Origin of the sequence: Promicromonospora soli, assembly GCF_014653785.1 — a bacterium.
GTDB classification, from domain to species: Bacteria; Actinomycetota; Actinomycetes; order Actinomycetales; family Cellulomonadaceae; genus Promicromonospora; species Promicromonospora soli.
In genome coordinates this window covers 1-24,773 of the sequence record NZ_BNAS01000011.1, presented here as the reverse complement: position 1 = coordinate 24,773, position 24,773 = coordinate 1, and the positions used below count along the sequence as shown (strand labels likewise).

Here is a 24,773-nt window from a genome sequence, read left to right as displayed (position 1 = left end):
GTGTCACACGCGGGTCACCGATCCGCCTACGCCCCGCCCGTCAGCCCGATCACCTGGCCGTTGATCGCGGTGTTGGCCCCCGAACCGAGCCAGACGACGGCGGTCGCGACCTCCGACGCGTCCAGCAGCCGGCCGAACGGAGACCGCTCCTCGTACATGTGCCCCACCTGGTCGACGATGTGGGTGTTGGTGGCCGTCCTGGTCAGCCCCAGCATCGCCACGTTGGAGAGCAGGTCGCCGTCCCGCCCGAGCGAGAACGCGACGGACCGGCTGAAGCCGTGCAGCGCCGCCTTGGCCGCTGTGTAGTACTCGGCCCCGGCCACGCCGTCGGTCACGAGCGACGACGAGAGGTGCACGAGCCGCCCCCAGCCGGCCTCCCGCATCAGCGGCGTCACGGCGCGGGTCAGCCGGATCGCGCCCTCGACGTTGCTGCGGATCAGCCCCGTCCACTCCTCGTCGGGCACGGTGTCGAACGGCACCATGTCTCCCCAGGCCACCGCGTTGTTGATCAGCACGTCCACCCGGCCGGTGGCCTCGACGGCGGCCGCGACGAGCGCCTCGGCCGCACCCGGGTCCGCCTGGTCGTACTGCACGACGACGGCCCGCTCGCCGATCTCGTCGGCCACCTTCTGCGCCTCGTCGCGGGCGTTGCGGTAGGTGACCACGACGTTCGCGCCCTCCGCCGCGAAGGCGGTGGCGATCCGCCGCCCGACGCCGCCCGACGCGCCGGTCACGATGACTGTCCGTTCCTGAAGTCCGATATCCATGGCTCCACGGTGCGTGGTCCGGCGTCGGTCAACCAGACCGCCTTGAGACTGGCCCTGAGGGGGCCACCCTCCGCATGGCCGGCCCATCTAGGCTGGGCGCATGACCAGCGAGCTCGGCGCACTCCTGCGCGCCTACCGCGAGGCCCTCGCCCCGGAGGACGTGGGCCTCCCTCGCGGCGCACGACGCCGGACGCCCGGCCTGCGCCGCTCCGAGCTCGCCACCCTCGCGGAGGTCAGCGTCGAGTACCTGACCCGGCTGGAGCAGGGGCGCGACAAGCACCCGTCGCCGGAGATCCTGGGCGCGCTGGCCGACGCGCTCCGGCTGCCCTCGGACGAGCGCTTCCTGCTGCTGCGCGCCAGCAAGGGCACGGGCGGGGCCTGCACCACCGAGCCGCCGGCCGACTCGGTGCGGCCACCCGTCCGGGCGTTCCTCGACCGGCTGGAGCCGTCGCCCGCAGTGCTGCTCAACCGCGTGGGGGACGTCCTCGCCGCCACGAGCATGTACCGCCGTCTGCTCGAGCCGTTCGGCCTGTTCGACGACGGCCACCCCAACCTGCTGCGGTTCGTCCTCACCGAGCCCCGCGCCCGGCAGGCGTACCCGGACTGGGGGCACGTCGCCGACCGGCAGGTAGCTGCGCTCCGGATGGAGTCGCTGCCCGGCGACCCGCACGTCGCCGAGCTCGCCGAGGCGATGTCCGTGCTGGCCGGAGCGGAGTTCAGCCACCGGTTCGCCGCGCCGCTGCCGACCCGCTACCGCACGGCCACCGAGCGGATGCGGCACCCGGAGGCCGGCGATCTCCGGCTGGACGTCGAGACTCTCGCGCTGCCCGACGCCGACGGCCAGCGTCTCGTGGTGCACCTGCCCGCGGACGAGGCGACGTCGGACGCGCTCGACCGGCTGGCGGGCCGCCGGCCGGGTGCACTGCGCGCCGTCTGACGCGGCCGCCTCGGAGCCTAAAAGTCACATAGGTGACTTTCTAGGGTGAACTGGGTGGTTCCGGGCAACGTAACTGCAGGTCCGAGCGTCCCTAGCGGTGACAGATTCCTGTCCCTACCAGCTGGGGGATTCATGACCGTTCGCCGCTTGTCCCGTCCATCACCTCGCCTGCTCACCATGGGCATAGCCGCGGTGCTGGTGCTCGGGCTCCTCGGAGAAGGGGGTGCGACCGACATCGCATCCGCATCGACGGCCGCGACCACTACCACGCCGACGGCGGCCGAGCCTCTCGGAAAGCAGCGGGGGCTCCGCTTCGCCCCGGCGGCACGCACCGTCCAGGCCTACGCCTACGACGGCCACGTGTACCTCGACTCGGCAGTCTGGCTGGCCGCGTACGGCGAGGGCTACGAGTTCTGGGCCAAGCGCGCCAAGGCCTCCGACCCTGCCACGCTCACCAAGACCGTGATCCGCGGCAACAAGCGCACCACCACCACGGCCCCTGCCGAGATCGTCGACGGGCTCAACGGCTTCAAGGACGGCCTCTCCGTCCGCATACGGACCCAGAAGGGCAAGGTGCTGGCCAATGAGTCCCGCAGCCTGTGCCTGGGCGGGGACCGCCAGCGTGTCGAGCCCACTGGCAACACGGAACCGATCTACCCCGCGTTCTGCGGCGGTAACTGGTTCACCAAGTCCAGCGTGTTCGGGGTCGAGCAGGGCTGGGCGACCCGCCTCGACGCATTCTTCGAGGTACAGACCACGAAGAAGACCCTCGTGATGACCGTACGCATCAGCGACCCCGTCGCGGACTTCCTCGGCCTGCCCGCCACGCGCCGCGCGGTGACGCAGCGGGTCGAGGTCGTCGACGAGTGCGAGATGTGGGGCTGCGACGAGGTCGCCGAAGAGCTCCAGGGCGAGGCCGGCGAGGGCTTCAGCACCCTGATGGAGGGCGACGCCTCGTCCGCCCGGGCGGAGAGCCTGCGCGCGCAGAGCGCCGGCACCCACACGGGCCACGACGACAGCACGCAGTCCGAGCACCGCACGAACCTCTTCACTCTCCAGGACCAGGCGCACGGGGGCGACCACCCAGCGCTCGGCCAGGCGGGGTCCACGCCGTCGAACAAGGAGCCGGCCAAGGACACTCTTCCGGACCTCGTGTCCGTGCCTGCATGGCAGATCGGGACCGAGGTGGACGAAGACGGTACCGACCGGCTCACCTTCAACGCCCACGAGTGGAACGCCGGACCGGCTCCCCTGGTCGTCGAGGGCTACCGCCGGGGCGGCGGGGACGTCATGGACGCGTACCAGTTCTTCTACCGGGACGGCAAGGAGGTCGGCAGCACCAAGACCGGGACCATGGAGTACCACGACGCTCCCGAGCACGACCACTGGCACTTCCTGGACTTCGCGAGCTACGAGCTCGTGACGGCCAAGGGCGCTCCGGTGACGACGAGCGGCAAGCAGTCCTGGTGCCTGGTGCCGACCGACCCCGTCGACCTCTCGGTGCCGGGTGCCGTCTGGCGCCCGGAGGCAACCGGCCTCGACAGCGCCTGCGGCGACAGGTCCGCCCTGTGGCTGCGTGAGGTCCTGCCCGCCGGCTGGGGCGACACCTACAGCCAGCACCAGACGCAGGCGTTCGACCTGACGGGCGTCCGCAACGGGACCTACCAGATCAAGATCACCGTGAACCCGAACGGCAACCTGCACGAGCGGACGACGTCCAACAACGTGAGCTACCGGACCGTCCTCCTCCGCGGAAAGCCCGGCAACCGCACGGTGATCGTTCCGCCCTACGAAGGAACCGACACGGAGATCGAGCTCGAGCCCGAGGAGTAGCTCGGCCGGCACCACCGCGTTGCTGACGGTCGGCCAGACCGTAGGCTGCGCCCCATGAGTGCCAGCCGCACGCCGTCGGACATCCCGTCCGGGAGCCGCATCACCTGCACGCTCTCGGACGGGATCGCCGACGTCCGTCTCGACCGGCCCGACAAGCTCAACGCGCTGTCGCTCGACATGCTCGGCGAGCTCAAGACCACCGCGCGCAGGCTCGGGCGTGAGCCCGGGCTGCGCGCGGTGGTCGTCTCGGGCAACGGCCGTTCGTTCTGCGCGGGGCTCGACCTCGGCTCGGCGGCCCGCAGCCCGGCAGCGGTGGCACGGGCCTTTGTCCCGACGCCGCGGGGCACCAACCTGTTCCAGGAGGCCTGCTGGGCGTGGCGGCGTCTGCCGGTCCCGGTGATCGCCGCCGTGCACGGGCACGTGTTCGGCGCGGGCGTGCAGATCGCGCTCGCCGCCGACCTCCGCCTGACGACCCCGGACGCCCGCTGGTCCGTCAAGGAGGTCGAGCGCGGTCTCGTCCCGGACATGTCCGGGATCCGCTCCCTCGCCCAGCTGGTCGGGATCGAGACGGCGAAGCGCCTCACCTTCACGGCTGAGGAGTTCACCGGGTCCGATGCCGGACGGCTCGGCCTGGCAGGCACCGTCACCGAGACGCCCCTGGACGAGGCGTTCGAGCTGGCCCGCCGGATCGCCGAGCGGCGGCCCGAGGCCGTGGCGGCCGCGAAGCGGCTGTTCGACCGGCGCTGGTCGTCGGGCGACCGGCGCACGTTCGCCGCCGAACGGTGGGAGCAGCTGCGCCTGCTGCGTGGAGCGATGCGAGCGCTGAAAACCTGACCGCTCTGGGTCAGCCGCGGTAGGTCAGCCTCGGTAGGCGCGCTGGAGGCGGACCGGGGCCAGCGGGCCGATGCCCGGTACGTCCCGCACGGCCTGCGCGGTGAGCGCGAAGCCCGAGCTCGTGGCGAGCAGCGCCGCGGTGTCCTTGTCGACCAGGACGGTCGAGGGGTCGGCCTGCTCGGTGAGGCGCGAGGCCAGGTTGACGGTCGGGCCGAAGATGTCGCCGAACCGGGACAACACCCGTCCCCAGACGAGCCCGACGCGCACCGGGATCTCGGGATCCCCCGGGGCGGCGGTCCCGAGCGCGGCGCCGGAGGTCTCCGCGAGGCCCAGGGCCACCTCGGCACCGGTGGAGATGTCGTCGGTCACGAACAGGACGGCGTCGCCGATGGTCTTCACCACGCGGCCGCCCGCGTTGACGATGACGTCGCGCGCGCCGGCCTCGAACCGCTGCACGAACTCCGCCAGCTCCTCCGAACCGAGGCCCGCCGTGCGTTTCGTGAACGACACGATGTCCGCGAAGCCGACGGCCCGCAGGAGGGGCAGCTGGTGGCTGTCGCTGCGGTCGTCCGAGTGCGCACCCGCGAACTCGATGGCCATGCGCCCGGTGAGCGCCGCGAGCTGGCGCCGCCACGCGTGCTCGAGCTGCCCCTGCAGCATCTCCGTCATCTCCGGGAGCCGGTCCAGGGCGAGCAGGCGGGCCGAGGTCTCGTCCAGCTCATAGCGCCGCGCGAGATGCTCCACCAGCGCCTCGACCTGCCACAGCGCCAGCCGGTCGGCGGTGTGGCCGACGGACCGGATGAAGGTCATCTGGGCGCGCTCGTCCATCTGCTCCTCTTCGAAGAGCCCGGCCGCGTCCTTGAGCGCCTCGACGTCGGCGTCGGTGAACCAGGTCTCCGTCGGGTGCGTGACGGGCAGGCCGATCCAGCGCCAGTAGCGCGTCACGAACTGCCGGTCGAGCCCCGTGAGCTCCACCACCTGCGACAGCGTGTACCGGCGCTCGCCACCCAGCAGCGTCTCGTCGAGGCGAGCCGCGGTGTCGGCACCCGGTGCGTCGTGGTGGGTGTGGGAGGTTTCGGAATTGTGGAGCACATCACCACTGTATGCGGGTGCACCTCATGCAACGGCATGCATACGCGGGACGAACCTGCGTGGGGTCAGCTCCAGAAGGTCAGCGAGAGCGGGATCCCCATGAGCACGAGCAGCATCCCGACCACGGTGACGACGTTCCACAGGCCCAGCCGCACGCCGCGCACGCCGTCGTCGCGGTAGAGCAGGACCCAGACGACCAGGAGCCAGGCGATCCCCGCGGCGATCAGGCCCGCCGCCGGAGTGCCCTCTGTCTGCACGATGCCCCGGTCCAGCCGGACCGTACTGATCAGATACACGGCGATCATGGCCACCGCACACACGATTCCCTTGGCCACCCCGACCATGGCTCGACCTGCCTCCATCGGCATCTCCCCGTCGCCCCGCACTTGCCCGTCGTCGCTTGCGGCGGAGATTACCGCAGGTCAGGTGCCGCGCGGCAGAGTCTGCCGCCGAGTTCACCCAGCCTGGCCCCTCAGTTCACCCCCGCGCTACCGGAGGTGCCAGACGTCGCCGGCGGTCACCGCACGCTCCTCGCCCCAGGCCGTGCGGACCACCAGCGCCCCGGACTCGTCCAGTCGCACGGCCTCGCCCTCGAGCACGCCGGCGTCCCCGGCGAGCTCGGCCCGCACGCGGGTCCCGAGCGTCGCGGACACCGCCGTGTACTCGTCCAGCAGGCCGGCCGCCACGACGTCGCCGCCGTGCTCCTCCCAACGCCGCACGACGGCGTGCACCTCGCCCAGCAACCGCACCAGCACGTCCGTCCGGTCAGGCCGCGGATATCCCGCGAGCGCCAGCGACGTCGCCGTCGGCACTGGTAGCTCCTCCGCGGTCTGCGACACGTTGAGCCCGATCCCGAGCACGACGGCGGGCGCCTCGCCGCCGGCGCCTGGCGCGTCGGGGCCGGCGGCCGGCGCCTCCGGAACCACCTCGGTGAGGATCCCCGCGACCTTGCGGTAGAGACCCAGCCCGGCGACGGTGTCGTCGGCGGGCAGCAGCACGTCGTTGGGCCACTTCACCGCGGCGGTGATGCCGTCGTCCGAGACGGTGCGCACCACGGCGAGCCCCGCCAGGAGCGGGAGCCAGCCCAGCGTCCCGGCCGGGACCCGGGGGCGCAGCAGAACGGACACGGTGAGCCCGGCGCGGGGCGGCATCTCCCAGGACCGCCCGGCCCGGCCCTTTCCGGCGGTCTGGTGCTCCGCGATCAGGGCCGACGGCGCCGGCCAGGCGTCCGGATGTGACCGGACCGCCGCGACGAGCTCGGAATTGGTGGAGGGCGAGGTCTCGACCACCTCGACCCGGGCGAACCCGGGGACGGTCAGCCTGTCCAGGTGGAGGGAATGGTGCACAGTGTCATCCTCTCCCCTCGGGCGGGCACGTGCTCTTGGAGGAACCCCACAAGGCAGCGGCGCGACCCGCTGGACGCTCCGGCATCGAGGCGGAGGCATCCGACAACTACGCTCGGACTGTGAACGACGCCATCACCACCCTCGCCGGTACGCGCGCCAAGCTCGACGACCTCGACGCCCGCAGGGCCGCCGCCATCGACTCCCCGGAAGAGACGGCCAAGGAGAAGCAGCACAAGCGGGGCAAGAAGACCGCCCGCGAGCGCATCGACGCGCTCCTGGACGAGGGCAGCTTCACCGAGCTGGACGCGCTGGCCAAGCACCGCAGCCGGAACTTCGGCCTGGAGAAGAAGCGGATAGCGGGCGACGGCGTGGTCACCGGCTACGGCACCATCGACGGCCGCCAGGTGTGCGTCTACTCGCAGGACTTCACCGTGTTCGGCGGCAGCCTCGGCGAGGTGCACGGCCAGAAGATCACCAAGGTGCAGGACCTCGCGCTCCGCACGGGCGTGCCGCTCATCGGCATCAGCGACGGCGGCGGCGCCCGCATCCAGGAGGGTGTCGCGGCCCTGACCCAGTTCGCGGAGATGTTCCGGCGCAACGTGGCGGCGTCGGGCGTGATCCCGCAGATCTCCCTGATCCTCGGCCCGAGCGCGGGCGGTGCGGTGTACTCCCCCGCCCTGACCGACTTCATCGTGATGGCCGACCAGACGTCCAACATGTTCATCACCGGCCCGGACGTGATCCGCACCGTGACGGGCGAGGACGTCGACTTCGAGACCCTGGGCGGCGCCCGCACGCACAACTCGAAGTCGGGCGTGGCGCACTACATGGGGAGCGACGAGGACGACGCGCTCGACTACGTGCGCCACCTGGTGAGCTACCTGCCCCAGAACAACCTCTCGGACGCGCCGGCGTTCCCGCCGGAGGACGAGACGGTGCTCGAGGTCACGGCCGAGGACGAGGCCCTCGACACGCTGATCCCCGACAGCGACAACCAGCCCTACGACATGCGGAATGCCATCGAGGCGGTACTGGACCCGGAGTCGTTCCTCGAGGTCCAGCCGATGTTCGCGACCAACGTGCTGATCGGGTTCGGCCACGTGGAGGGCCAGTCGGTCGGCATCGTCGCCAACCAGCCGCAGTCCATGGCGGGCACGCTCGACATCGATGCCGCCGAGAAGGCCGCGCGGTTCGTGCGGACCTGCGACGCGTTCAACATCCCGGTGCTGACGTTCGTGGACGTGCCGGGCTTCCTCCCCGGCGTCGGGCAGGAGCACCAGGGCATCATCCGGCGGGGCGCCAAGCTGATCTACGCGTACGCCGAGGCCACGGTGCCGCTCATCACGGTCATCACCCGCAAGGCGTACGGCGGCGCGTACATCGTGATGGGCTCCAAGCAGCTCGGCGCCGACGTCAACCTCGCGTGGCCGACCGCCCAGATCGCCGTCATGGGCGCGAGCGGTGCCGTGAACATCCTGCAGCGCAGCGCGCTGCGCACGGTCCAGGAGGCGGGCGGCGACGTCGAGGCCGAGCGGGCCCGGCTGACCGCCGAGTACGAGGACGCCATCGTGAACCCGTGGGACGCCGCCGAGCGGGGCTATGTCGACGCTGTCATCCGCCCGTCCGAGACACGCGTGCAAGTCGTGCGTGCGCTTCGCGCGCTGCGCACCAAGCGATCTACGCTTCCTCCGAAGAAGCACGGCAACATCCCGCTCTGACCAGCGTAGTGATCGCGCTGAACCTGTCGAATGGGTCGAGATCCGGAGGAACCAGATGAGCCACGAGGACGCCACCCACGGCCCTGCGCCGATGGGCCGCGTCGACGCGGAGCCGATGCACCGCGCCGTCGACGCACTGGCGGCTGCACTGCACGACTACGTGGGGACGGCCGTGGGCGTTCGCGCCGAGTTCGGTGCCGCGGAGGCGGACGAGGACCCACGGGTCCTGGCCCTCGAGTCGAAGGTGGGGCACCTGAATGCCGCACTGTTCGACGCGCTGCACGGCTCGCTGGGCATGCACCCGGACCTGACGTCGTCCGTGTGGGAGCCGGAGAGCGAGGGCGAGGCCGAGGAGATCGTCGAGTCCGACGTCCCGGAGGACGGTGAGTCGTTCTACCTCGGCTTCGTCGTCGGCACGCGGGGCGGGGACGCGTCCCTGGACGGCGTGATCGACCTGCTCGACGCCGCCGGCGAGTCCGTGGCGACGCAGCTCACCGAGGGCGGCTACGACATCGCCGAGTGGGCGGCCTCGCGCGGCGAGGCGCCCGGCTTCGGCTTCTACGAGGAGGACGACGAGTGAGCCCCCAGGTACGCGTGGTTCGCGGCGAGCCGGACGACGTCGAGGTGGCCGCCCTGGTCGCCGGCCTCGCCGCGGTGGCGGCCGCCGGCCCGGAGCCCGACGACGCCGCCCCGCTCGACGAGTGGATCAACCACTCCCGGGTGCTGCGCGGGAACGGGGCCGCGACGGCCAAGAACTTCGGCGGACGCTCCGGACGGCACAACGCCGACGCGTGGCGCTGGAGCCTGCGGTCGTAATCTTGTGTCAGCGTGTCCGGCGGTCGTCCCGGACGCCGAGCCGCCGCGCGCGCGAGAAGGTCGCAAGCTGCTGGCGAAGGCCTCCGAACATGTACAACTCGCCGAGGGCGACCGCGACGACGAGCGCCCAGAGGGGCGACGGGCGCGCGATGCCGACCGTGTCGAACGGGCCGCTGGCCGCGGCTATCGCCAGAACGACGATGATCGCCAAGCCGGCCATCCCCGCAAGAATGATCGGCGCGAACACGATGCTCCACCGCAGCTCGGTACGGGTCGGCGGGGTGTCCTGATCAGACGGTGCTGCCACGGCTGGCCTCCCCTGTGGACGAGCGCTCGCTCGCCGCAGGACACCCTACGATACGGACGCAGGCCACCGCCGTCGGCCCTCGGCAGCGCGCGGACCTGCCGGAAAAGCCTCCGCCTCCGTGGGTGCTCGCGAAGTAGGCTCCGCCTCATGGTCAGCCCTACACGTACCCCGACGGCGATCGACGCCGTAGCCGACGACTACGTCACGCGCCTCACAGAGCTCGTTCCGCTGTCCGCGACGGCCATGGGGCTGCCCGGGCACGATCACGAGATCGGCGACCTGTCGCCGGCCCGCCACGGCGAGGTGGCCCAGGCCGGCCGGGAGGTCCTGGCGAAGCTCGACGGCCTGGAGCCCGCGGACGACGTCGACCGCGTCACGCTGTCCGCGATGCGCGAGCGGATCGGGCTCGACCTGGAGCTGCACGACGCCGGCGAGAACCTGCGCAACCTCAACAACATCGAGTCCCCGGTGCAGCAGCTCCGCGACGTCTTCGACATCATGGCCACCGACTCGGTCGAGGCCTGGGAGAACATCGCCTCCCGCCTGAACGGGCTGCCCGGCGCCGTCGACGGGTACATCGAGTCCCTCACCGAGGCGGCCGCGCAGGGGAACGTCGCGGCGATCCGGCAGGTGCGCGAGTGCGTCGCCCAGGCCCGCGAGCTGGCCGCCCCCGACTCCTTCTTCGTGTCGTTCACGCGCGGCCAGGCGGTCGACGACGTGCTGGACGAGTCGGCTGCGTGCAGCCTCGTCCGCAAGGAGCTGGAGCACGGCGCCGCTGCGGGGCGCGCAGCCTACGCGAAGCTCGCCGACTTCCTGGAGCGCGACCTCGCACCGCAGGCGCCCGAGAACGACGCCGTGGGCCGCGAGCGCTACGCCCTCTGGTCGCGGTACTTCCTGGGCGCGAAGGTGGACCTCGAGGAGACCTACCAGTGGGGCCTGGAGGAGCTCGCCCGAATCGTCGCCGAGCAGGAGTCGGTCGCCGCGACGATCGCCGGCCCGGGCGCCACGGTCGAAGAGGCGGTGGCGGCGCTCGACGCCGACCCCGCGCGAAAGCTCCTCGGCACCCCCGCCCTCAAGGCCTGGATGCAGGAGACCTCCGACGCCGCGATCACCGCGCTGAACGGCACCCACTTCGACGTGCCCGAGCCCGTGCTGAACCTGGAGTGCATGATCGCGCCGACCCAGTCCGGCGGCATCTACTACACCCCGCCGAGCGACGACTGGTCCCGGCCGGGCCGCATGTGGTGGGCCGTGCCGCAGGGCGTCACGGAGTTCAACACCTGGCGCGAGAAGACGACGGTCTACCACGAAGGCGTTCCGGGTCACCACCTGCAGTGCGGCCAGGCCGTGTTCGCGCGCGAGACGCTGAACAGCTGGCGCCGGCTGGCCTGCTGGGTGTCCGGCCACGGCGAGGGCTGGGCCCTGTACGCGGAGCGGCTCATGGCCGAGCTCGGCTACATGGAGGACCCGGGCGACCGCCTCGGCATGCTCGACGCGCAGCGCCTGCGCGCGGCCCGTGTCGTGTTCGACATCGGCGTGCACCTCGGCATGCCCGCCCCCGAGCAGTGGGGCGGCGGCACCTGGACCGCCGAGAAGGCCTGGCCGTTCCTCAAGGCCAACGTGAACATGCCCGAGTCGTTCATCCGCTTCGAGTTCAACCGCTACCTCGGCTGGCCGGGGCAGGCGCCGTCGTACAAGGTGGGGCAGCGCCTCTGGGAGCAGACGCGGGACGCCGCCAAGGCGGCCGTCCCCGCCGGCCAGGAGTTCGACGCCAAGGCCTTCCACGCCCGCGCGCTCAACCTGGGCTCCGTGGGCCTGGACACCCTCCGGGAGGCCCTGGCCTGACCCCATCGGCCCGAGTCGACTTGCGTCAGGGGGTGCGGATCGCCCGCCACGGCACGCCCAGCTCCCCGAGCAGCTCGCGCAGCAGCGGGAGGCTGATGCCGACGACGCCGTGGTGGTCGCCCTCGATCCGCTCGACGTACGGGCCGCCGAGGCCGTCGATCGTGAATGCGCCGGCCACGTGCAGCGGCTCGTCGGTGGCGATGTAGGAGTCGATCTCGTCGTCGTCGATGTTGGCGAACCAGACGGTCGTGGAGCTGGTCGACCCGATGGTGCCGCCCGTGCCGCCGGAGGCGTCGTCGCGCAGGTCCACCACCCAGTGGCCCGTGTGCAGCACGCCCTTGCCACCGCGCATGGAGCGCCAGCGCTCGCGCGCGGTCCCGGCGTCGGCGGGCTTGCCCACTATGGCGCCGTCGATCTCGAGCATGGAGTCGCAGCCGACGACGATGACGTCGGTCGGGGCCTGCGTCGCTTCCAGCCGGGCCGCCACCTCCTCGGCCTTGGCCTGGGCCAGGACGAGCACGGCGTCGGCGGGGTCGAGCTCGCCGAACCGGCCGGCGGCGTCGGCGAGGACCTTGTCCTCGTCCACGCCGGAGACCACTACTTCTGGGATGACTCCGGCGGATTTCAGCGTCTCGAGTCGGGCGGGGGACTGTGAGGCGAGGACCAGTCGTGGCACGCGCGCCACAGTAACGAGAATGCGGGCAGGCGAAACAGCAAACGCGGAATCCGCGCAACGTGACCCACGTCACTCCGACTCGTCCAAGCCGGGCCCGTCCGGCGCTCTGCCGGATACCCACAACCAGACGACCCGCAGCCGACGTCTCCGGCTGGACGCCATGTCTGAACCCTCCAAACGGCTCACGCCGGGGTTGGTCTGACCTCCAGACTTTCTCCCGGGGGTCCGGCGGCGGTACTTAGGCCCGTACGGTCGGGTTACCGTGAGCCGTGCCTAGTTCCAGCCTGCCCCGAACCATCTCGAAGGTGCTCATCGCCAACCGCGGCGAGATCGCCGTCCGCGTGGCCCGTGGATGCGCCGACGCGGGGCTGGCGTCTGTCGCCGTCTACGCCGACCAGGATCGCGAGGCCATGCACGTCCGCATCGCCGACGAGGCCTTTGCGCTCGGCGGCGCCCGCGCGGCGGACACCTACCTGGACCCGGCCAAGCTGCTCGACGTCGCCCGCCGTTCCGGTGCCGACGCCGTGCACCCGGGCTACGGCTTCCTGTCGGAGAACGCTGAGTTCGCGCAGGCTGTGATCGATGCGGGGCTCACCTGGATCGGCCCGCCGCCGTCGGCCATCGAGGCGCTGGGCGACAAGGTGAGCGCGCGGCACATCGCGCAGCGCGCGGGCGCTCCCCTGGTGCCGGGCACCGCCAACCCGGTCAAGAACGGCCGCGAGGTGAAGGCCTTCGCGAAGAAGCACGGCCTGCCCATCGCGATCAAGGCGGCGTTCGGCGGCGGCGGCCGCGGCCTGAAGGTCGCGCGCACCTTCGAGGAGATCGACGAGCTGTTCGACTCGGCGGTCCGCGAGGCGACGGCGGCGTTCGGCCGCGGGGAGTGCTTCGTGGAGCGTTACCTGGACAAGCCCCGTCACGTGGAGACGCAGTGCCTGGCGGACACCCACGGCAACGTCGTCGTGGTGTCGACCCGGGACTGCTCGCTGCAGCGCCGCCACCAGAAGCTGGTCGAGGAGGCGCCCGCGCCGTTCCTCACGCCGGAGCAGGAGAAGTCCCTCTACGCGGCGTCGGAGGCCATCCTGCGCGAGGCCGGCTACGTGGGCGCCGGTACGTGCGAGTTCCTGGTGGGTGTCGACGGCACCATCTCGTTCCTTGAGGTGAACACCCGGCTCCAGGTGGAGCACCCGGTGACCGAGGAGGTCACGGGCATCGACCTGGTGCGCGAGCAGCTGCGCATCGCCGCGGGCGAGGCGCTCGGCTACGACTCTCCTGCGGTGCGCGGGCACTCCATCGAGTTCCGCATCAACGGCGAGGACGCGGCGGCGGGCTTCCTGCCCGCGCCGGGCCGCCTGAACACGATCGTGTGGCCGTCGGGGCCGGGCGTCCGCGTCGACACGGGCGTCGTCGCCGGCGACTCCGTCTCGGGCGCCTTCGACTCCATGATCGCCAAGCTGATCGTCACGGGCGCCACGCGCACCCAGGCCGTCGAGCGCGCCCGCCGCGCGCTGCGCGAGATCGTGGTCGAGGGCATCCCGACCGTTGTCCCGTTCCACCGCGCGGTGCTCGACGCCGACGCGTTCGTCCCGGCCGACGGCTCCCCGTTCCGCGTGCACACCCGCTGGATCGAGACCGAGTTCGCCGAGACGCTGAAGACCCTGGCCCCGTCGGCGCCCGCCCCGGAGACCGAGGTGGAGGAGATCGCCGCCGAGCGGGTGGTGGTCGAGGTGGGCGGACGCCGCCTGGAGGTCGTGCTGCCCGCAGGCCTCGGTGTGGCCGCCGGTCGTGCGCGTACCGCGAACGCCGCCCGCCGCCCCGCCCGGCGCAGCGCCGGGGCCAAGACGGCCGGAGGATCGACGGGGAACACGCTGGCTTCCCCCATGCAGGGCACCATCGTCAAGGTGGCGGTCGAGGACGGCGCACAGGTGGCCGAGGGGGACCTCGTCGTCGTGCTGGAGGCCATGAAGATGGAGCAGCCGATCCTGGCCCACCGCGCGGGCACCGTGCGCTCCCTGACGGCCGAGCCGGGCGCGGGCGTGACGGCGGGCGCCGCCATCTGCGAGATCGTCGACTGAGGCGCACGCGGCGGAGACGAGGGTGACCTCCTCGGTGTCAGCTTCCGCCCGGACCTGACAGACTGGCGCCGTGCCGAACGCTACTGTGCCCCCGACCGACCTACACCGGCACGACGGTGACGGCTGGGTGACCTGTGGGGACCACCGGCACTGGGGGCTGTTCGGCGCGGCGGGGCTGCTGCTCGTCCGCCGGGACGGCGGCGGCGCGCCATCGCACGTGGTGCTCCAGCACCGGGCCCTGTGGTCCCACATGGGCGGCACCTGGGGCATCCCGGGCGGCGCGCTCGCCCCGGACGAGAAGCCGGCGGCGGGCGCCTTGCGCGAGGCCGCCGAGGAGGCCGCCATCGATCCGGCCGCGGTGCACGTCGTCGGCACACACGTGCTGGAGCACCCGGCCTGGGCCTACACGACCGTGGTGGCCGACGTAGCACCGGGGCACCGCATCGAGCCGCGCGCGGCCGACCCCGAGAGCCTCGAGGTCCGTTGGGTTGGTCTCGACGACCTCGGCGAGCTGACCCTCCTGCCCGCATTCGGCCAGGCCCTGCCTGGCCTGCTCGCGTTGCTGGGTTAAGGTCGAGTCGTGCATATCCGGATCGCACCCGAAGAGGCGCTCGCCCTGGCGAGGATCACCAAGCAGGCCCCGCCCGTCATCACCTCCGTCGTCGGCGACGGGGACGTGATCCGCGTGGTCGCGGACCTGCGCCGCCTCGACACCCTGCCCGGCCCGCTCAAGCTCGCGGTGAAGGTCGCCCCGATCGTGCGGGCCGACGTGAAGCTGGCATCCTTCGAACGCGGCGTCGCCACGCTCTCCGTCGAGGTGAACGCCGCGGGGCTGCCTGCGCACCGGTTGCTCAGCCTCGCGGCGGCGCCGATCGAGCACGAGGTCGCGAAGCAGGGACTGCCGCCGGGCGTCGTGGACGTGCAGCCGCACGCGCGGATCGCCGTCGACGTCGAGCGCCTGCTGGAGGCCAAGGTTCCGGGCGTCACGGTCTGGGGTGTGAAGGTCCAGGACGGCCGCATAATCCTGGACGCCTCCGTCGGGTAGCTACTTTCCGACTCGCGCGTCCAGGACGCGCGCACCCTCCGCGATCGAGCCGGACAGCGACGGGTAGATCGTGAACGCGTGGGCGACGTTCTCCACCGTGAGCCGGTGCTGCACCGCCAGCGTGATCGGGAAGATCAGCTCGGACGCGCGCGGCGCCACCACGACGCCGCCGAGCACCACACCGGCCTCCGGGTGCGCGAAGAGCTTCACGAACCCGTCCTTGATGCCGAGCATCTTGGCGCGCGGGTTCCGTGCGAGCGGCAGCGTGGTCGTGATGTAGCGGGAGTTCTGCGCCCGCAGCTTCTCCTCGCTGTAGCCGACGGTGGCGATCTCCGGTGCGGTGAAGATGTTGGAGGCGACGGTGCGGAGCGCGAGCGGCTGGACGGCGTCGCCCAGCGCGTGCGCCATCGCGATCCGGCCCTGCATGGCGGCCACCGACGCGAGCGGCAGCACGCCGGTGCAGTCGCCGGACGCGTAGACGCCGCGCACCGAGGTGCGCGAGACCCGGTCCACGACGACGTGCCCCGTCTCCGACAGGCGCACACCCGCCTCCTCGAGCCCCAGGCCCGACGTCGCGGGCACGCCGCCGACCGCCACGAGCACGTGCGAGCCGTGCACCACGCGCCCGTCGGAGAGCGTCACCTCGACGCCGTCGTCGGTGCGTACCGCGGACGCTGCCCGCGAGCGGGACAGCACGCTCATGCCCCGGGAGCGAAAGACGCCCTCGAGCAGCTCGGCGGCGTCCTCGTCCTCGCCGGGCAGCACCCGGTCGCGGCTGGACACGAGCACCACGTCCGATCCGAGCGCGTTGTACGCGCCCGCGAACTCGGCGCCGGTCACGCCCGAGCCGACCACGATCAGCCGCTCGGGGAGCTCACGCAGGTTGTACATCTGCGTCCAGGTGAGGATGCGCTCGCCGTCGGGCACCGCGGTGGGCAGAGTGCGCGGGGTGGCGCCGAGGGCGAGGAGTACCGAGTCCGCTTCGAGCACGGTGGGCGAGCCGTCCGCCAGCTCCACCACCACGCGCGCCGGGCCGTCCAGGCGCCCCTTCCCGACGATGATCCGGATTCCCTCGCGCTCCAGGCGGCCGCGGATGTCGGCGCTCTGCGCCTGTGCGAGCGCGAGCACGCGCTTGTTCACGGCCTGCAGGTCCACGAAGTGCTTGCGCTTCTCCGCCGTCCCGGCCGCCGACGCCGCGGCCTGCACGCCCGCGCCGCTCAGCGCGGGTGCGGGTGCGGAATCGGGAGCGGCGTGGGCGGAGACGACGGGGATGCCGCCGGTCGCCAGCGAGACGTCGACCTCGGACAGCGGGTCCACGTCGTCGTCCGGCATGCGGATGCCGAGCTCCGGGGCGCGGTCGGCGATGGTCATCCACTCGGCGGTGGCGATCAGCGTCTTCGAGGGGACGACGTCGGTCAGGACCGCCGCACCGCCCAGACCCTGCTGCTCGACCACGGTGACCTCGGCGCCGAGACTGCGGGCGACGAGCGCCGCCTCGTAGCCACCAGGGCCACCTCCCACGACGACGACATGGGGCGGGACGGCTGCGGAATCGAGGGGGGTCACGCGCCCATTCTCGCATCGTCGGGAAGTCTCCGAAATCCGGTGCCCTCGTGGGCGCGTGTCACAGGGAAAGTGGCGATAACCTCGGACCATGAGTACGGAGCCAGATCTGGACGACCCGACGACCAACCCGTTCGACGTCGCTGCCGCGGCTGCTGAATACATCGCAGCCAAGACGGGGGTGCCCGGGCACGACGTCGCGCTCGTCCTCGGCTCGGGATGGGGCGGTGCGGCCGAGCTGGTCGGCGACGTGGTCGCGGAGATCCCCACCGCCGAGATCCCCGGCTTTGTGGCGCCGGCGGTCAAGGGCCACCTGAACACCACGCGCTCCATCCGCTTCGAGCGGCCCGACGGCGCGGTGCGGCACGCACTTGTCCTCGGCTCGCGCACGCACCTCTACGAGGGTCTCGGGACCCGTCGCGTGGTGCACGGCATCCGCACCGCGGCGGCCGCAGGCTGCGAGACGGTGATTCTCACGAACGGCTGCGGCAGCGTGCACATCGGCTGGCGTCCCGGCCAGCCCGTGCTCATCCGGGACCACCTGAACTTCACAGGCCAGACCCCGCTCGAGGGCGCCAAGTTCGCCGACATGACGGATATCTACACGCCGCGCCTGCGCGAGATCGCGCGGACGGTGGACCCGGACCTGCCGGACGGCGTGTACGCACAGTTCCACGGCCCGCAGTACGAGACTCCCGCCGAGGTGAAGATGGCCAGCCTGGTGGGCGCCGACCTGGTCGGCATGTCGACGGCGCTGGAGGCCGTCGCCGCCCGGCACTGCCGGATGGACGTGCTCGGCGTCTCGCTGGTCACGAACCTGGCCGCGGGGATCAGCCCCCACCCGCTCTCCCACGAGGAGGTGCTCGAGGCGGGCCGCAAGGCCGGCCCACGAATCAGCGACCTGCTCGCCCGGGTGATCAAGCAGCTCTGATGGCCATGTCCCCCGACACGCCGACCGCTACGGAGGCGATCTCGACGGACGACCTCGTCGCGCGCGCCGAGGCCTGGATGGCCGCTGACGTGGACGACGCCGACGTCGCCGAGCTGCGCAACCTCATCGCCAAGACGGACCACCCCACCGTGGCTCACCTGGCAGTCGCCGAGCTCGCCGACCGGTTCTCCGGCACTCTCCAGTTCGGCACCGCGGGCCTTCGTGGCGCAATGGCAGCCGGGCCGAACCGGATGAACCGGGCGGTGGTGATCGCTGCCGCCGCCGGACTGGGCGCCTTCCTCACGTCCGAGCTGCGGACCCCGCGCGTCGTGGTCGGCTTCGACGCGCGGCACCGGTCCGCGGACTTCGCCCGGGACACGGCCGCCGTGCTGGTCGCGGCCGGCGCCGAGGTGCAGCTCATGCCCGCACCGGGCCCCACCCCCGTGCTCGCGTTCGCGGTGCGCCACCTGTCTGCCGACGCCGGCGTCATGGTCACCGCGAGCCACAACCCCGCCGCGGACAACGGCTACAAGGTGTATCTCGGCGGGCGAGTCGTCGCCGACGCCGGGCAGGGCGCCCAGATAGTTCCCCCGTACGACACTCGGATCGCCGAGGAGATCGCCCGGGTGGGCGCCGCGAAGGACGTGCCGCGCGCCGAGTCCGGCTGGACCGTGCTCGGCCCCGAGATCACCCACGAGTACCACGCGGCCGTGGCCACCCTGCACGACGGCCGGCCCCGCACCAGGCTGCGCATCGTGACGACGTCGCTGCACGGTGTGGGCGGCGCCGCGCTCGCCCACGTGCTTGCCGAGGCGGGCTTCGCCGACGTCGTGCCCGTGGAGGAGCAGGCCGATCCGGACCCGGACTTCCCCACCGTGGCCTTCCCCAACCCGGAGGAGCCGGGGGCGATCGACATGGCGCTCGCCCTGGCACAGGACGCCCACGCGGACCTCGTCATCGCCAACGACCCGGACGCGGACCGCTGCGCGGTCGCCGTGGTCGACCCGCAGTACGGGACGTACCAGGGTGCTGAGACGGCGTCGTCCCAGGGCTGGCGCATGCTGCACGGCGACGAGGTGGGCATGCTCCTCGGCTGGGACGCGGCCGAACGGGCCGCGAGTGCCGGCACGGGCGGCACGCTCGCCTGCTCGATCGTGTCGTCGCGCGCGCTGGCCGCCATCGCTGCCCGGCACGGGCTGGAGCACGCCACCACGCTCACGGGCTTCAAGTGGATCTCCCGCACCCCGGGCCTCGTGTTCGGGTACGAGGAGGCCCTCGGCTACTGCGTGGACCCCGCGCACGTGCGGGACAAGGACGGCCTGTCGGCCGCCGTCGCCGTCGCGCAGCTCGCCGACCGGCTCGCGGCCCAGGGCCGCACCCTCCTGGACCGGCTCGACGACGTCGCCCGCGCCTGCGGGCTGCACGTCACGGGCCAGCTGTCGGCGCGGTACGAGGACCTCGCGCGGATCGAGTCGACCATGACGTCGCTGCGCGAGGCGCCGCCGTCGGTCCTGGCGGGCTCGCCCGTGAACTCCGTGCACGATCTCGCCGAGGGCCTGAACGGCCTGCCGCCCACGGACGGCGTGGTGCTGCTGACCGCCGACGACACCCGGGTGATCGTGCGGCCCAGCGGTACCGAACCCAAGGTCAAGTGCTACATCGAGGTGGTCGCACCGGTCGACCCGGCTGCTTCGGTCGCCGCACTGTCCGCTGCGCGGGTGGCCGCGCGCGAACGCCTGGCCCAGGTGCAGGCGGACCTCCGTCCGGTCCTCGGGCTCTGACCGTCCGCCGACGGGTAGGGGCTACTTCACGACCCCCGGCAGCATGTCCGTGGCATCCGGGTTGGCCGCCAGGAAGTCGGCCAGCTCGTCCTTCGCCACGGCCTGCATGAGCGGGTCGAACACCGCGCGGTCGAGCAGCACGATGGACTGCCCGTCCGCGCTGCGACCCGTGCCCGCGTAGGGGGCGGTCATGAACGTGATGTCGTTCGAGGAGATCTTCCGCGCGCTGAGGACAAGGTCCTGCATCTTGTCGAAGGTGAGCCCCTCGTCGACCGACACGGACTTCGTGACTGCCTCGAGGAAGCGCGACATCTTCAGCAGGTCGGTCCGGTCCTCGGTGACCTTCAGGGCGATCGCCCGCATCCAGGCCTGCTGGCGCTGCACACGGCCGAAGTCTCCGTTCGCCAGGGCATAGCGCTCCCGGGTGAAGACGAGCGCCTCCTCGCCGGTCATCGCCTGCTGCACGGAGCCGCCGGCACCGTCGGGCACGGTGATCTCGACGCCGCCCAGGGTGTCCGTGAGCGTAGTGAAGGACTCGAAGTCGGTCACCGCGAGGTGGTCGATGCGAACGCCCGTCAGCTCCTCGACCGTGTTGATCAGGAGGGTGGGGCCGCCGTAGGAATAGGCGGCGTTGATCTTCGCCTCGCCGTAGCCGGGGATGGGCACCCAGGAGTCGCGTGGGATCGAGATCGCGGCGGCCGACTGCCGGTCCGCGGCCAGGTGCACGAGCATGATCGCGTCGGTGCGCTGGGCCCCGAACTCCCAAGCCTCCGGATCGCCCGCCGAGATCCGGCTGTCCGAGCCGAGCATCAGGATGTTCATCGGTGCGGTCGAGCCCTTCGCGGGCCCCGGGGCGGGGCGCGTCGAGGGGTCGAGGGCGGCGAACGGGTCCTCGATGCGCTCGATGTTCTCGTCGAGCGCGATCCGGAAGCCGAAGTAGGCCATGGCGCCGCTGACGGTGACCAGCACCAGCGCGCCGGCGACGACCGACGCGACAAATCCCTTGCTCCTCCGCCGGGCGCGTCGCGTGGGAGGCGCAGAACGCGGGTCAGGATTGGCAGGTTCCGGCGGTGCGAGCAGGTCGCTGATTCCCTCAGGTGCGGGCATACCTCTGTGACTACAGTTCCGACCGCCCCCACCGCATCACCCTCAGGAAGAGATCACCCCCCGTTCACCCGCGTTTGCATGCACTCCTGAGGTGAAAAGCGACGACCAGCCGGGCGGGCCGATGCGTGAGAAGATCCGGCTTATGCGCGGAATCATTCTTGCCGGCGGCTCAGGAACACGTCTGCACCCGATCACCCAGGGCATCAGCAAGCAGCTCGTCCCGGTCTACGACAAGCCGATGATCTACTACCCGCTGTCCACGCTGATCCTGGCCGGGATCAGCGAGGTCCTCGTCATCACCACCCCGCACGACGCGGACCAGTTCCAGCGCCTGCTCGGCGACGGTTCGCAGTTCGGCATCTCGATCAGCTACACGACGCAGCCGTCGCCCAACGGGCTCGCGCAGGCCTTCGTGCTCGGCGAGAAGTTCCTCGGCGACGAGTCCGTGGCCCTCGTGCTCGGCGACAACATCTTCTACGGCCCCGGCCTGGGCACCCAGCTCACCCGCTTCGCCGACATCGACGGCGGCGCCGTCTTCGCCTACCGCGTCGCCGACCCCTCCGCGTACGGGGTGGTGGAGTTCGACGAGCACGGCAACGCCCTGTCGCTGGAGGAGAAGCCCGCCCGGCCCAAGTCCAGCTACGCCGTGCCCGGGCTGTACTTCTACGACAGCGACGTGGTCGCCATCGCCAAGGACCTCAAGCCGTCGGCGCGCGGCGAGTACGAGATCACCGACGTCAACGCCGAGTACCTGCGCCAGGGCCGGCTCCAGGTCGAGGTGCTGCCCCGCGGCACCGCCTGGCTCGACACCGGCACGTTCGACTCCCTGCTCGAGGCGTCCGACTACGTGCGCACCATCGAGAGGCGCCAGGGTCTGAAGGTCGGGTCCCCCGAGGAGGTCGCCTGGCGACGGGGCTTCCTGTCCGACGACGAGCTGCGCACCCGCGCGGAGAAGCTCACCAAGTCCGGTTACGGCAGCTACCTGCTGGGCCTGCTAGACGACTGACCCCTACGGCGCGCCCAGCACCGTCGGCGCAGCCGCCTTCCAGCGCTCGGCCCAGTCGCCGATCGGCTCGACGCCGACCTCGCGAAGCCGGTCGTGCCCCAGCACCGAGTACGCCGGCCGCGGCGCGGGCAGCTGGTAGGCAGCACTCGTCGTCGCGTCGACGGGCGTGACCAGGCCGGTCGCCGCGACCACCTCGCGCGCGAAGCCGCACCAGGTCACCTGCCCCGACGACGTGCCGTGGTAGATCCCGCCCGGGACCCGCGCGGCGACGAGCCGTACGATCAGGTCCGCCAGGTCCACGGTCCAGGTGGGCTGGCCGGTCTGGTCGTCCACGACGCTCAGCCGGTCCCGCTCCCCCGCGGCCCGCGCGATGGTCCGGGGGAAGCAGCGCCCGCCCGCCCCGTACAGCCAGGCGGTCCGCACGACGACGGCGTCGGGTGCCTCCGCGCGCACCGCCCACTCACCGGCGGCTTTGGTGCGGCCGTAGGCCGAGCGCGGCCGGACCGGTGCGTCCTCCGGGTAGGGCCGGGTCGCTCCGCCGTCGAACACGTAGTCCGTGGACACCAGGACCAGGCGGGCGCCCGACGCCGTCGCGGCGCGGGCCAGGTTCGCGGCACCCGTCGCGTTGACCGCGAAGGCCTCGGCCTCGTGGGTCTCGGCGTCGTCGACCGCGGTCCATGCCGCGCAGTTGACGACGACGTCGTGGCCGGCCACCGCGTCACGCGCCGCCGAAGTGGAGGTGATGTCCAGGTCAGTCCGACGGAGGGCGGTCACCTGGTGTCCGGCGTCCGTGGCCGCAGCGACCACGTCCTGTCCGAGCATTCCGGCGGCACCCACGACGAGCCAACGCTGCGCCGGCCCATGTTCCTCGGCAAGCCCGGGATTCTCAGTCACTCTAGGATCTTAGGGGCCACATCCCATCCCCGCGAGGAGCCCCATGAAGTACCGCGAGCTGGCCGTACCCGGCGCGTTCGAGATCACGCCGCAGCAGTTCGGCGATCCGCGCGGCCTGTTTTTCGAGGCGTTCAAGGCCGGCCCGTTCGCCGACGCCGTCGGGCACTCGTTCGACCTGCAGCAGGCCAACTGCTCGGTGTCCGCTGCCGGCGTGCTCCGCGGCATCCACTTCGCGGACGTGCCGCCCAGCCAGGCCAAGTACGTCATGTGCGCCAAGGGGGCAGTCCTCGACGTCGTCGTGGACATCCGCGTCGGCTCCCCCACGTTCGGCAGCTGGGACGCGGTGCTGCTGGACGACGTCGACCGCCGGGCGATCTACCTGTCAGAAGGACTGGGCCACGCGTTCATGTCCCTCGAGGACGGCTCCACGGTCATGTACCTGTGCTCCTCCGGGTATGCGCCGGGCCGCGAGCACGGCATCCACCCCCTCGACCCCGAGCTCGGCATCGAGTGGCCCACCACCGCCCGCGACGGCAGCCCGCTGGCCCCGCTCCTGTCGGAAAAGGACGAGACGGCCCCGACCCTCACCGAAGCCCGCGAGCAGGGACTCCTCCCGACCCAGGACGAGGTCGACGCCTACCTCGCGACCAGGCGCTGACGGAGGCAAAGTACGCCGCCTCGGGCCAGCAAGCCAACCGCCAAGGTCCGGGCGAGGGTGGTGTGCGCGCCGCCGTAAAGCCGTAGCGGAGGGCCCCCTGGGGCCCGTGAGCGAGGCGGCGCGCACACCACCCTCGCCCGGACCGTACCCAGCGCAGGAGCCTTACTGGCCCGAGGCCGCGTACTTCGCCTCAGTCGCAGCCTTCGCCCCCCGCCACCAAGCCTCGTTCTCGCGGTACCAGTCGACGGTCGCCGCCAGCCCCTCGCGGAAGTCCGTGTAGCGGGGCGACCAGCCCAGCTCGGTCCGCAGGCGCGAGGCGTCGATCGCGTAGCGCAGGTCGTGCCCGGGACGGTCGGTCACGTGGTCGAAGTCGTCGGCGTCGCGCCCGAAGGTCTCCAGCAGGGCGCGCACGACGTCGAGGTTGCTCGTCTCGCCGTCGGCCCCGATCAGGTACGTCTCGCCGACGCGGCCCTTCTCGATGATGGCCCACACCGCGCTGTTGTGGTCCTCGACGTGGATCCAGTCGCGCACGTTGAGGCCGGCGCCGTACAGCCGGGGGCGGACGCCGTCGATCAGGTTGGTGACCTGGCGCGGGATGAACTTCTCGATGTGCTGGTACGGCCCGTAGTTGTTGGAGCAGTTCGAGATGGTGGCCTGCACCCCGAACGACCGGACCCAGGCCCGGACGAGGAGGTCCGACCCGGCCTTCGTCGAGGAGTACGGGGACGACGGGTTGTACGGGGTCTCCGGGGTGAACCGGTCCGGGGTGCCCAGCGGGAGGTCCCCGTACACCTCGTCGGTCGAGATGTGGTGGAACCGGACGCCGTGCTTGCGCACCGCCTCCAGCAGCGTGAACGTGCCCACCAGGTTCGTCTGCACAAACGGTGACGGGTCGTTCAGCGAGTTGTCGTTGTGCGACTCCGCGGCGAAGTGGACAACTAGGTCCGACTCCCCCACGAGCCGGTCCACGAGCGGCGCGTCCGTGATCGAACCCACCACCAGCTCGACCCGGTCGGCTACCGGGTCCAGGGACGTGCGGTCGCCCGCGTAGGTCAGGGCGTCGAGCACCGTGACCCGTACGTCGGGACGCTCGCGAACCGTCTGGTGGACAAAGTTCGCGCCGATGAAACCGGCGCCGCCGGTGATCAAGACCTTCATGGGTTCCTTTCGGTCCCGGCCGTCTGTCCCAGGCGTCAGTCGCGGCCGTAGATGTCGCGGGTGTAGACCTTGTCGGTGACGTCGTCCAGGGCGGGGGTGTGGCGGTTGGCGACGATGACGTCGGCGCGGTTCTTGAACTGGTCGAGGTCGGTGACGACCTCGGAGGAGTAGAACTCGGCCTGGGTCAGGGTGGGTTCGTAGACGATGACCTCGACGCCCTTGGCCTTGATGCGCTTCATGATGCCCTGGATGCTGGAGGCGCGGAAGTTGTCCGACCCGGACTTCATCACCAGCCGGTACACGCCGACGGTCTTGGGTTGGCGGCGCAGGATGTCGGCGGCGACGAAGTCCTTGCGGGTGGTGTTGGCGTCCACGACCGCGTTGATC

25 protein-coding genes are annotated in these 24,773 nt (G+C 71.7%); 14 read left to right on the top strand and 11 right to left on the bottom strand.

The window, feature by feature from the left end; translation table 11 throughout:
* Positions 1-26 precede the first annotated feature (26 nt).
* The gene (locus IE250_RS23620) at positions 27-767 is read right to left on the bottom strand and encodes an SDR family NAD(P)-dependent oxidoreductase (RefSeq protein ID WP_189671772.1); all 741 of its coding nucleotides are present in this window, start codon (positions 765-767) and stop codon (positions 27-29) included.
* 100 nt (positions 768-867) lie between these two features.
* Between IE250_RS23620 and IE250_RS23615 the strand changes: the two genes are divergently transcribed.
* The 3 genes from IE250_RS23615 (at position 868) to IE250_RS23605 (ending at position 4,371) form a co-directional block, all read left to right on the top strand.
* Positions 868-1,704 carry a helix-turn-helix domain-containing protein gene (locus tag IE250_RS23615; protein ID WP_189671771.1) on the top strand — a complete coding sequence of 279 codons (837 nt, stop codon included), beginning with the start codon at positions 868-870 and terminating at the stop codon, positions 1,702-1,704.
* 177 nt (positions 1,705-1,881) lie between these two features.
* Positions 1,882-3,537: a lysyl oxidase family protein gene (locus tag IE250_RS23610; protein ID WP_189671770.1), complete on the top strand. Its 1,656-nt coding sequence runs from the start codon at positions 1,882-1,884 to the stop codon at positions 3,535-3,537.
* A 54-nt stretch (positions 3,538-3,591) separates the two neighbouring features.
* Entirely contained in the window at positions 3,592-4,371 is a 780-nt protein-coding gene (locus IE250_RS23605) for a crotonase/enoyl-CoA hydratase family protein (protein WP_189671769.1), read from the top strand.
* A 24-nt stretch (positions 4,372-4,395) separates the two neighbouring features.
* Here the strand turns inward: IE250_RS23605 and IE250_RS23600 are convergent, their stop codons facing one another.
* The 3 genes from IE250_RS23600 to IE250_RS23590 all read right to left on the bottom strand — a co-directional run bounded on the left by IE250_RS23600 (position 4,396) and on the right by IE250_RS23590 (position 6,809).
* Positions 4,396-5,463: an adenylate/guanylate cyclase domain-containing protein gene (locus tag IE250_RS23600; protein ID WP_189671768.1), complete on the bottom strand. Its 1,068-nt coding sequence runs from the start codon at positions 5,461-5,463 to the stop codon at positions 4,396-4,398.
* A gap of 65 nt (positions 5,464-5,528) precedes the next feature.
* Positions 5,529-5,825 (bottom strand): hypothetical protein, encoded by a 297-nt coding sequence (locus tag IE250_RS23595; protein WP_189671767.1) that lies wholly within the window; start codon positions 5,823-5,825, stop codon positions 5,529-5,531.
* Positions 5,826-5,951: 126 nt separating this feature from the next.
* The gene (locus IE250_RS23590; RefSeq protein ID WP_189671766.1) at positions 5,952-6,809 is read right to left on the bottom strand and encodes a biotin--[acetyl-CoA-carboxylase] ligase; all 858 of its coding nucleotides are present in this window, start codon (positions 6,807-6,809) and stop codon (positions 5,952-5,954) included.
* A 119-nt stretch (positions 6,810-6,928) separates the two neighbouring features.
* On the opposite strand from IE250_RS23590, the gene IE250_RS23585 reads away from it, so the two are divergent.
* Genes IE250_RS23585 through IE250_RS23575 form a run of 3 tightly spaced genes read left to right on the top strand, consistent with a single transcriptional unit; the run spans position 6,929 to position 9,343 of the window.
* Positions 6,929-8,527, top strand: coding sequence for an acyl-CoA carboxylase subunit beta (locus tag IE250_RS23585; protein WP_189671765.1), 1,599 nt, complete (start codon positions 6,929-6,931; stop codon positions 8,525-8,527).
* A 55-nt stretch (positions 8,528-8,582) separates the two neighbouring features.
* Positions 8,583-9,107 carry a hypothetical protein gene (locus IE250_RS23580; RefSeq protein WP_189671764.1) on the top strand — a complete coding sequence of 175 codons (525 nt, stop codon included), beginning with the start codon at positions 8,583-8,585 and terminating at the stop codon, positions 9,105-9,107.
* Entirely contained in the window at positions 9,104-9,343 is a 240-nt protein-coding gene (locus tag IE250_RS23575) for an acyl-CoA carboxylase epsilon subunit (protein ID WP_189671763.1), read from the top strand. The genes IE250_RS23580 and IE250_RS23575 overlap by 4 nt, the downstream gene beginning before the upstream one ends.
* 7 nt (positions 9,344-9,350) lie before the next feature.
* Here IE250_RS23575 and IE250_RS23570 read toward each other — a convergent pair whose 3' ends face one another.
* Positions 9,351-9,650 carry a hypothetical protein gene (locus IE250_RS23570; protein WP_189671762.1) on the bottom strand — a complete coding sequence of 100 codons (300 nt, stop codon included), beginning with the start codon at positions 9,648-9,650 and terminating at the stop codon, positions 9,351-9,353.
* 147 nt (positions 9,651-9,797) lie between these two features.
* Between IE250_RS23570 and IE250_RS23565 the strand changes: the two genes are divergently transcribed.
* A complete protein-coding gene (locus IE250_RS23565) occupies positions 9,798-11,495 on the top strand; it encodes a DUF885 domain-containing protein (protein ID WP_189671761.1) in 1,698 nt (565 codons plus the stop codon).
* Between the two features lie 25 nt (positions 11,496-11,520).
* On the opposite strand, the gene IE250_RS23560 is transcribed toward IE250_RS23565, so the two are convergent.
* Positions 11,521-12,171, bottom strand: coding sequence for a Maf family protein (locus IE250_RS23560; protein WP_189671760.1), 651 nt, complete (start codon positions 12,169-12,171; stop codon positions 11,521-11,523).
* A 269-nt stretch (positions 12,172-12,440) separates the two neighbouring features.
* Between IE250_RS23560 and IE250_RS23555 the strand changes: the two genes are divergently transcribed.
* The 3 genes from IE250_RS23555 (at position 12,441) to IE250_RS23545 (ending at position 15,288) form a co-directional block, all read left to right on the top strand.
* The gene (locus IE250_RS23555; protein ID WP_373301734.1) at positions 12,441-14,243 is read left to right on the top strand and encodes an acetyl/propionyl/methylcrotonyl-CoA carboxylase subunit alpha; all 1,803 of its coding nucleotides are present in this window, start codon (positions 12,441-12,443) and stop codon (positions 14,241-14,243) included.
* A gap of 70 nt (positions 14,244-14,313) precedes the next feature.
* On the top strand, positions 14,314-14,814 hold the full coding sequence (locus tag IE250_RS23550; protein ID WP_229872722.1) for an NUDIX domain-containing protein: 501 nt from the start codon (positions 14,314-14,316) through the stop codon (positions 14,812-14,814).
* 9 nt (positions 14,815-14,823) lie between these two features.
* On the top strand, positions 14,824-15,288 hold the full coding sequence (locus IE250_RS23545) for a hypothetical protein (protein ID WP_189671759.1): 465 nt from the start codon (positions 14,824-14,826) through the stop codon (positions 15,286-15,288).
* On the opposite strand, the gene IE250_RS23540 is transcribed toward IE250_RS23545, so the two are convergent.
* Positions 15,289-16,854, bottom strand: a complete 1,566-nt coding sequence (locus IE250_RS23540; RefSeq protein WP_229872721.1) for an NAD(P)H-quinone dehydrogenase — start codon at positions 16,852-16,854, stop codon at positions 15,289-15,291.
* Positions 16,855-16,942: 88 nt separating this feature from the next.
* On the opposite strand from IE250_RS23540, the gene IE250_RS23535 reads away from it, so the two are divergent.
* Positions 16,943-17,782, top strand: coding sequence for a purine-nucleoside phosphorylase (locus tag IE250_RS23535; protein ID WP_189671758.1), 840 nt, complete (start codon positions 16,943-16,945; stop codon positions 17,780-17,782).
* Positions 17,783-17,787: 5 nt separating this feature from the next.
* Entirely contained in the window at positions 17,788-19,563 is a 1,776-nt protein-coding gene (locus tag IE250_RS23530; protein WP_373301737.1) for a phospho-sugar mutase, read from the top strand.
* A gap of 21 nt (positions 19,564-19,584) precedes the next feature.
* Here IE250_RS23530 and IE250_RS23525 read toward each other — a convergent pair whose 3' ends face one another.
* A complete protein-coding gene (locus IE250_RS23525) occupies positions 19,585-20,670 on the bottom strand; it encodes an LCP family protein (protein WP_189671757.1) in 1,086 nt (361 codons plus the stop codon).
* A gap of 142 nt (positions 20,671-20,812) precedes the next feature.
* On the opposite strand from IE250_RS23525, the gene rfbA reads away from it, so the two are divergent.
* Positions 20,813-21,676: a glucose-1-phosphate thymidylyltransferase RfbA gene (rfbA, locus tag IE250_RS23520; RefSeq protein ID WP_189671812.1), complete on the top strand. Its 864-nt coding sequence runs from the start codon at positions 20,813-20,815 to the stop codon at positions 21,674-21,676.
* Between the two features lie 3 nt (positions 21,677-21,679).
* Here the strand turns inward: rfbA and rfbD are convergent, their stop codons facing one another.
* Positions 21,680-22,570 (bottom strand): dTDP-4-dehydrorhamnose reductase, encoded by an 891-nt coding sequence (gene rfbD, locus IE250_RS23515; RefSeq protein WP_189671756.1) that lies wholly within the window; start codon positions 22,568-22,570, stop codon positions 21,680-21,682.
* A gap of 43 nt (positions 22,571-22,613) precedes the next feature.
* Between rfbD and IE250_RS23510 the strand changes: the two genes are divergently transcribed.
* The gene (locus IE250_RS23510) at positions 22,614-23,228 is read left to right on the top strand and encodes a dTDP-4-dehydrorhamnose 3,5-epimerase family protein (RefSeq protein WP_189671755.1); all 615 of its coding nucleotides are present in this window, start codon (positions 22,614-22,616) and stop codon (positions 23,226-23,228) included.
* A gap of 162 nt (positions 23,229-23,390) precedes the next feature.
* Here IE250_RS23510 and rfbB read toward each other — a convergent pair whose 3' ends face one another.
* Together rfbB and IE250_RS23500 are read right to left on the bottom strand one after the other, a co-directional pair.
* Complete coding sequence (gene rfbB / locus IE250_RS23505) at positions 23,391-24,386, bottom strand: dTDP-glucose 4,6-dehydratase (protein WP_189671754.1); 996 nt, start codon at positions 24,384-24,386, stop codon at positions 23,391-23,393.
* Between the two features lie 35 nt (positions 24,387-24,421).
* Positions 24,422-24,773 (bottom strand): UDP binding domain-containing protein (locus IE250_RS23500; RefSeq protein ID WP_308434149.1); only part of this gene is annotated, 352 nt, incomplete at its 5' end.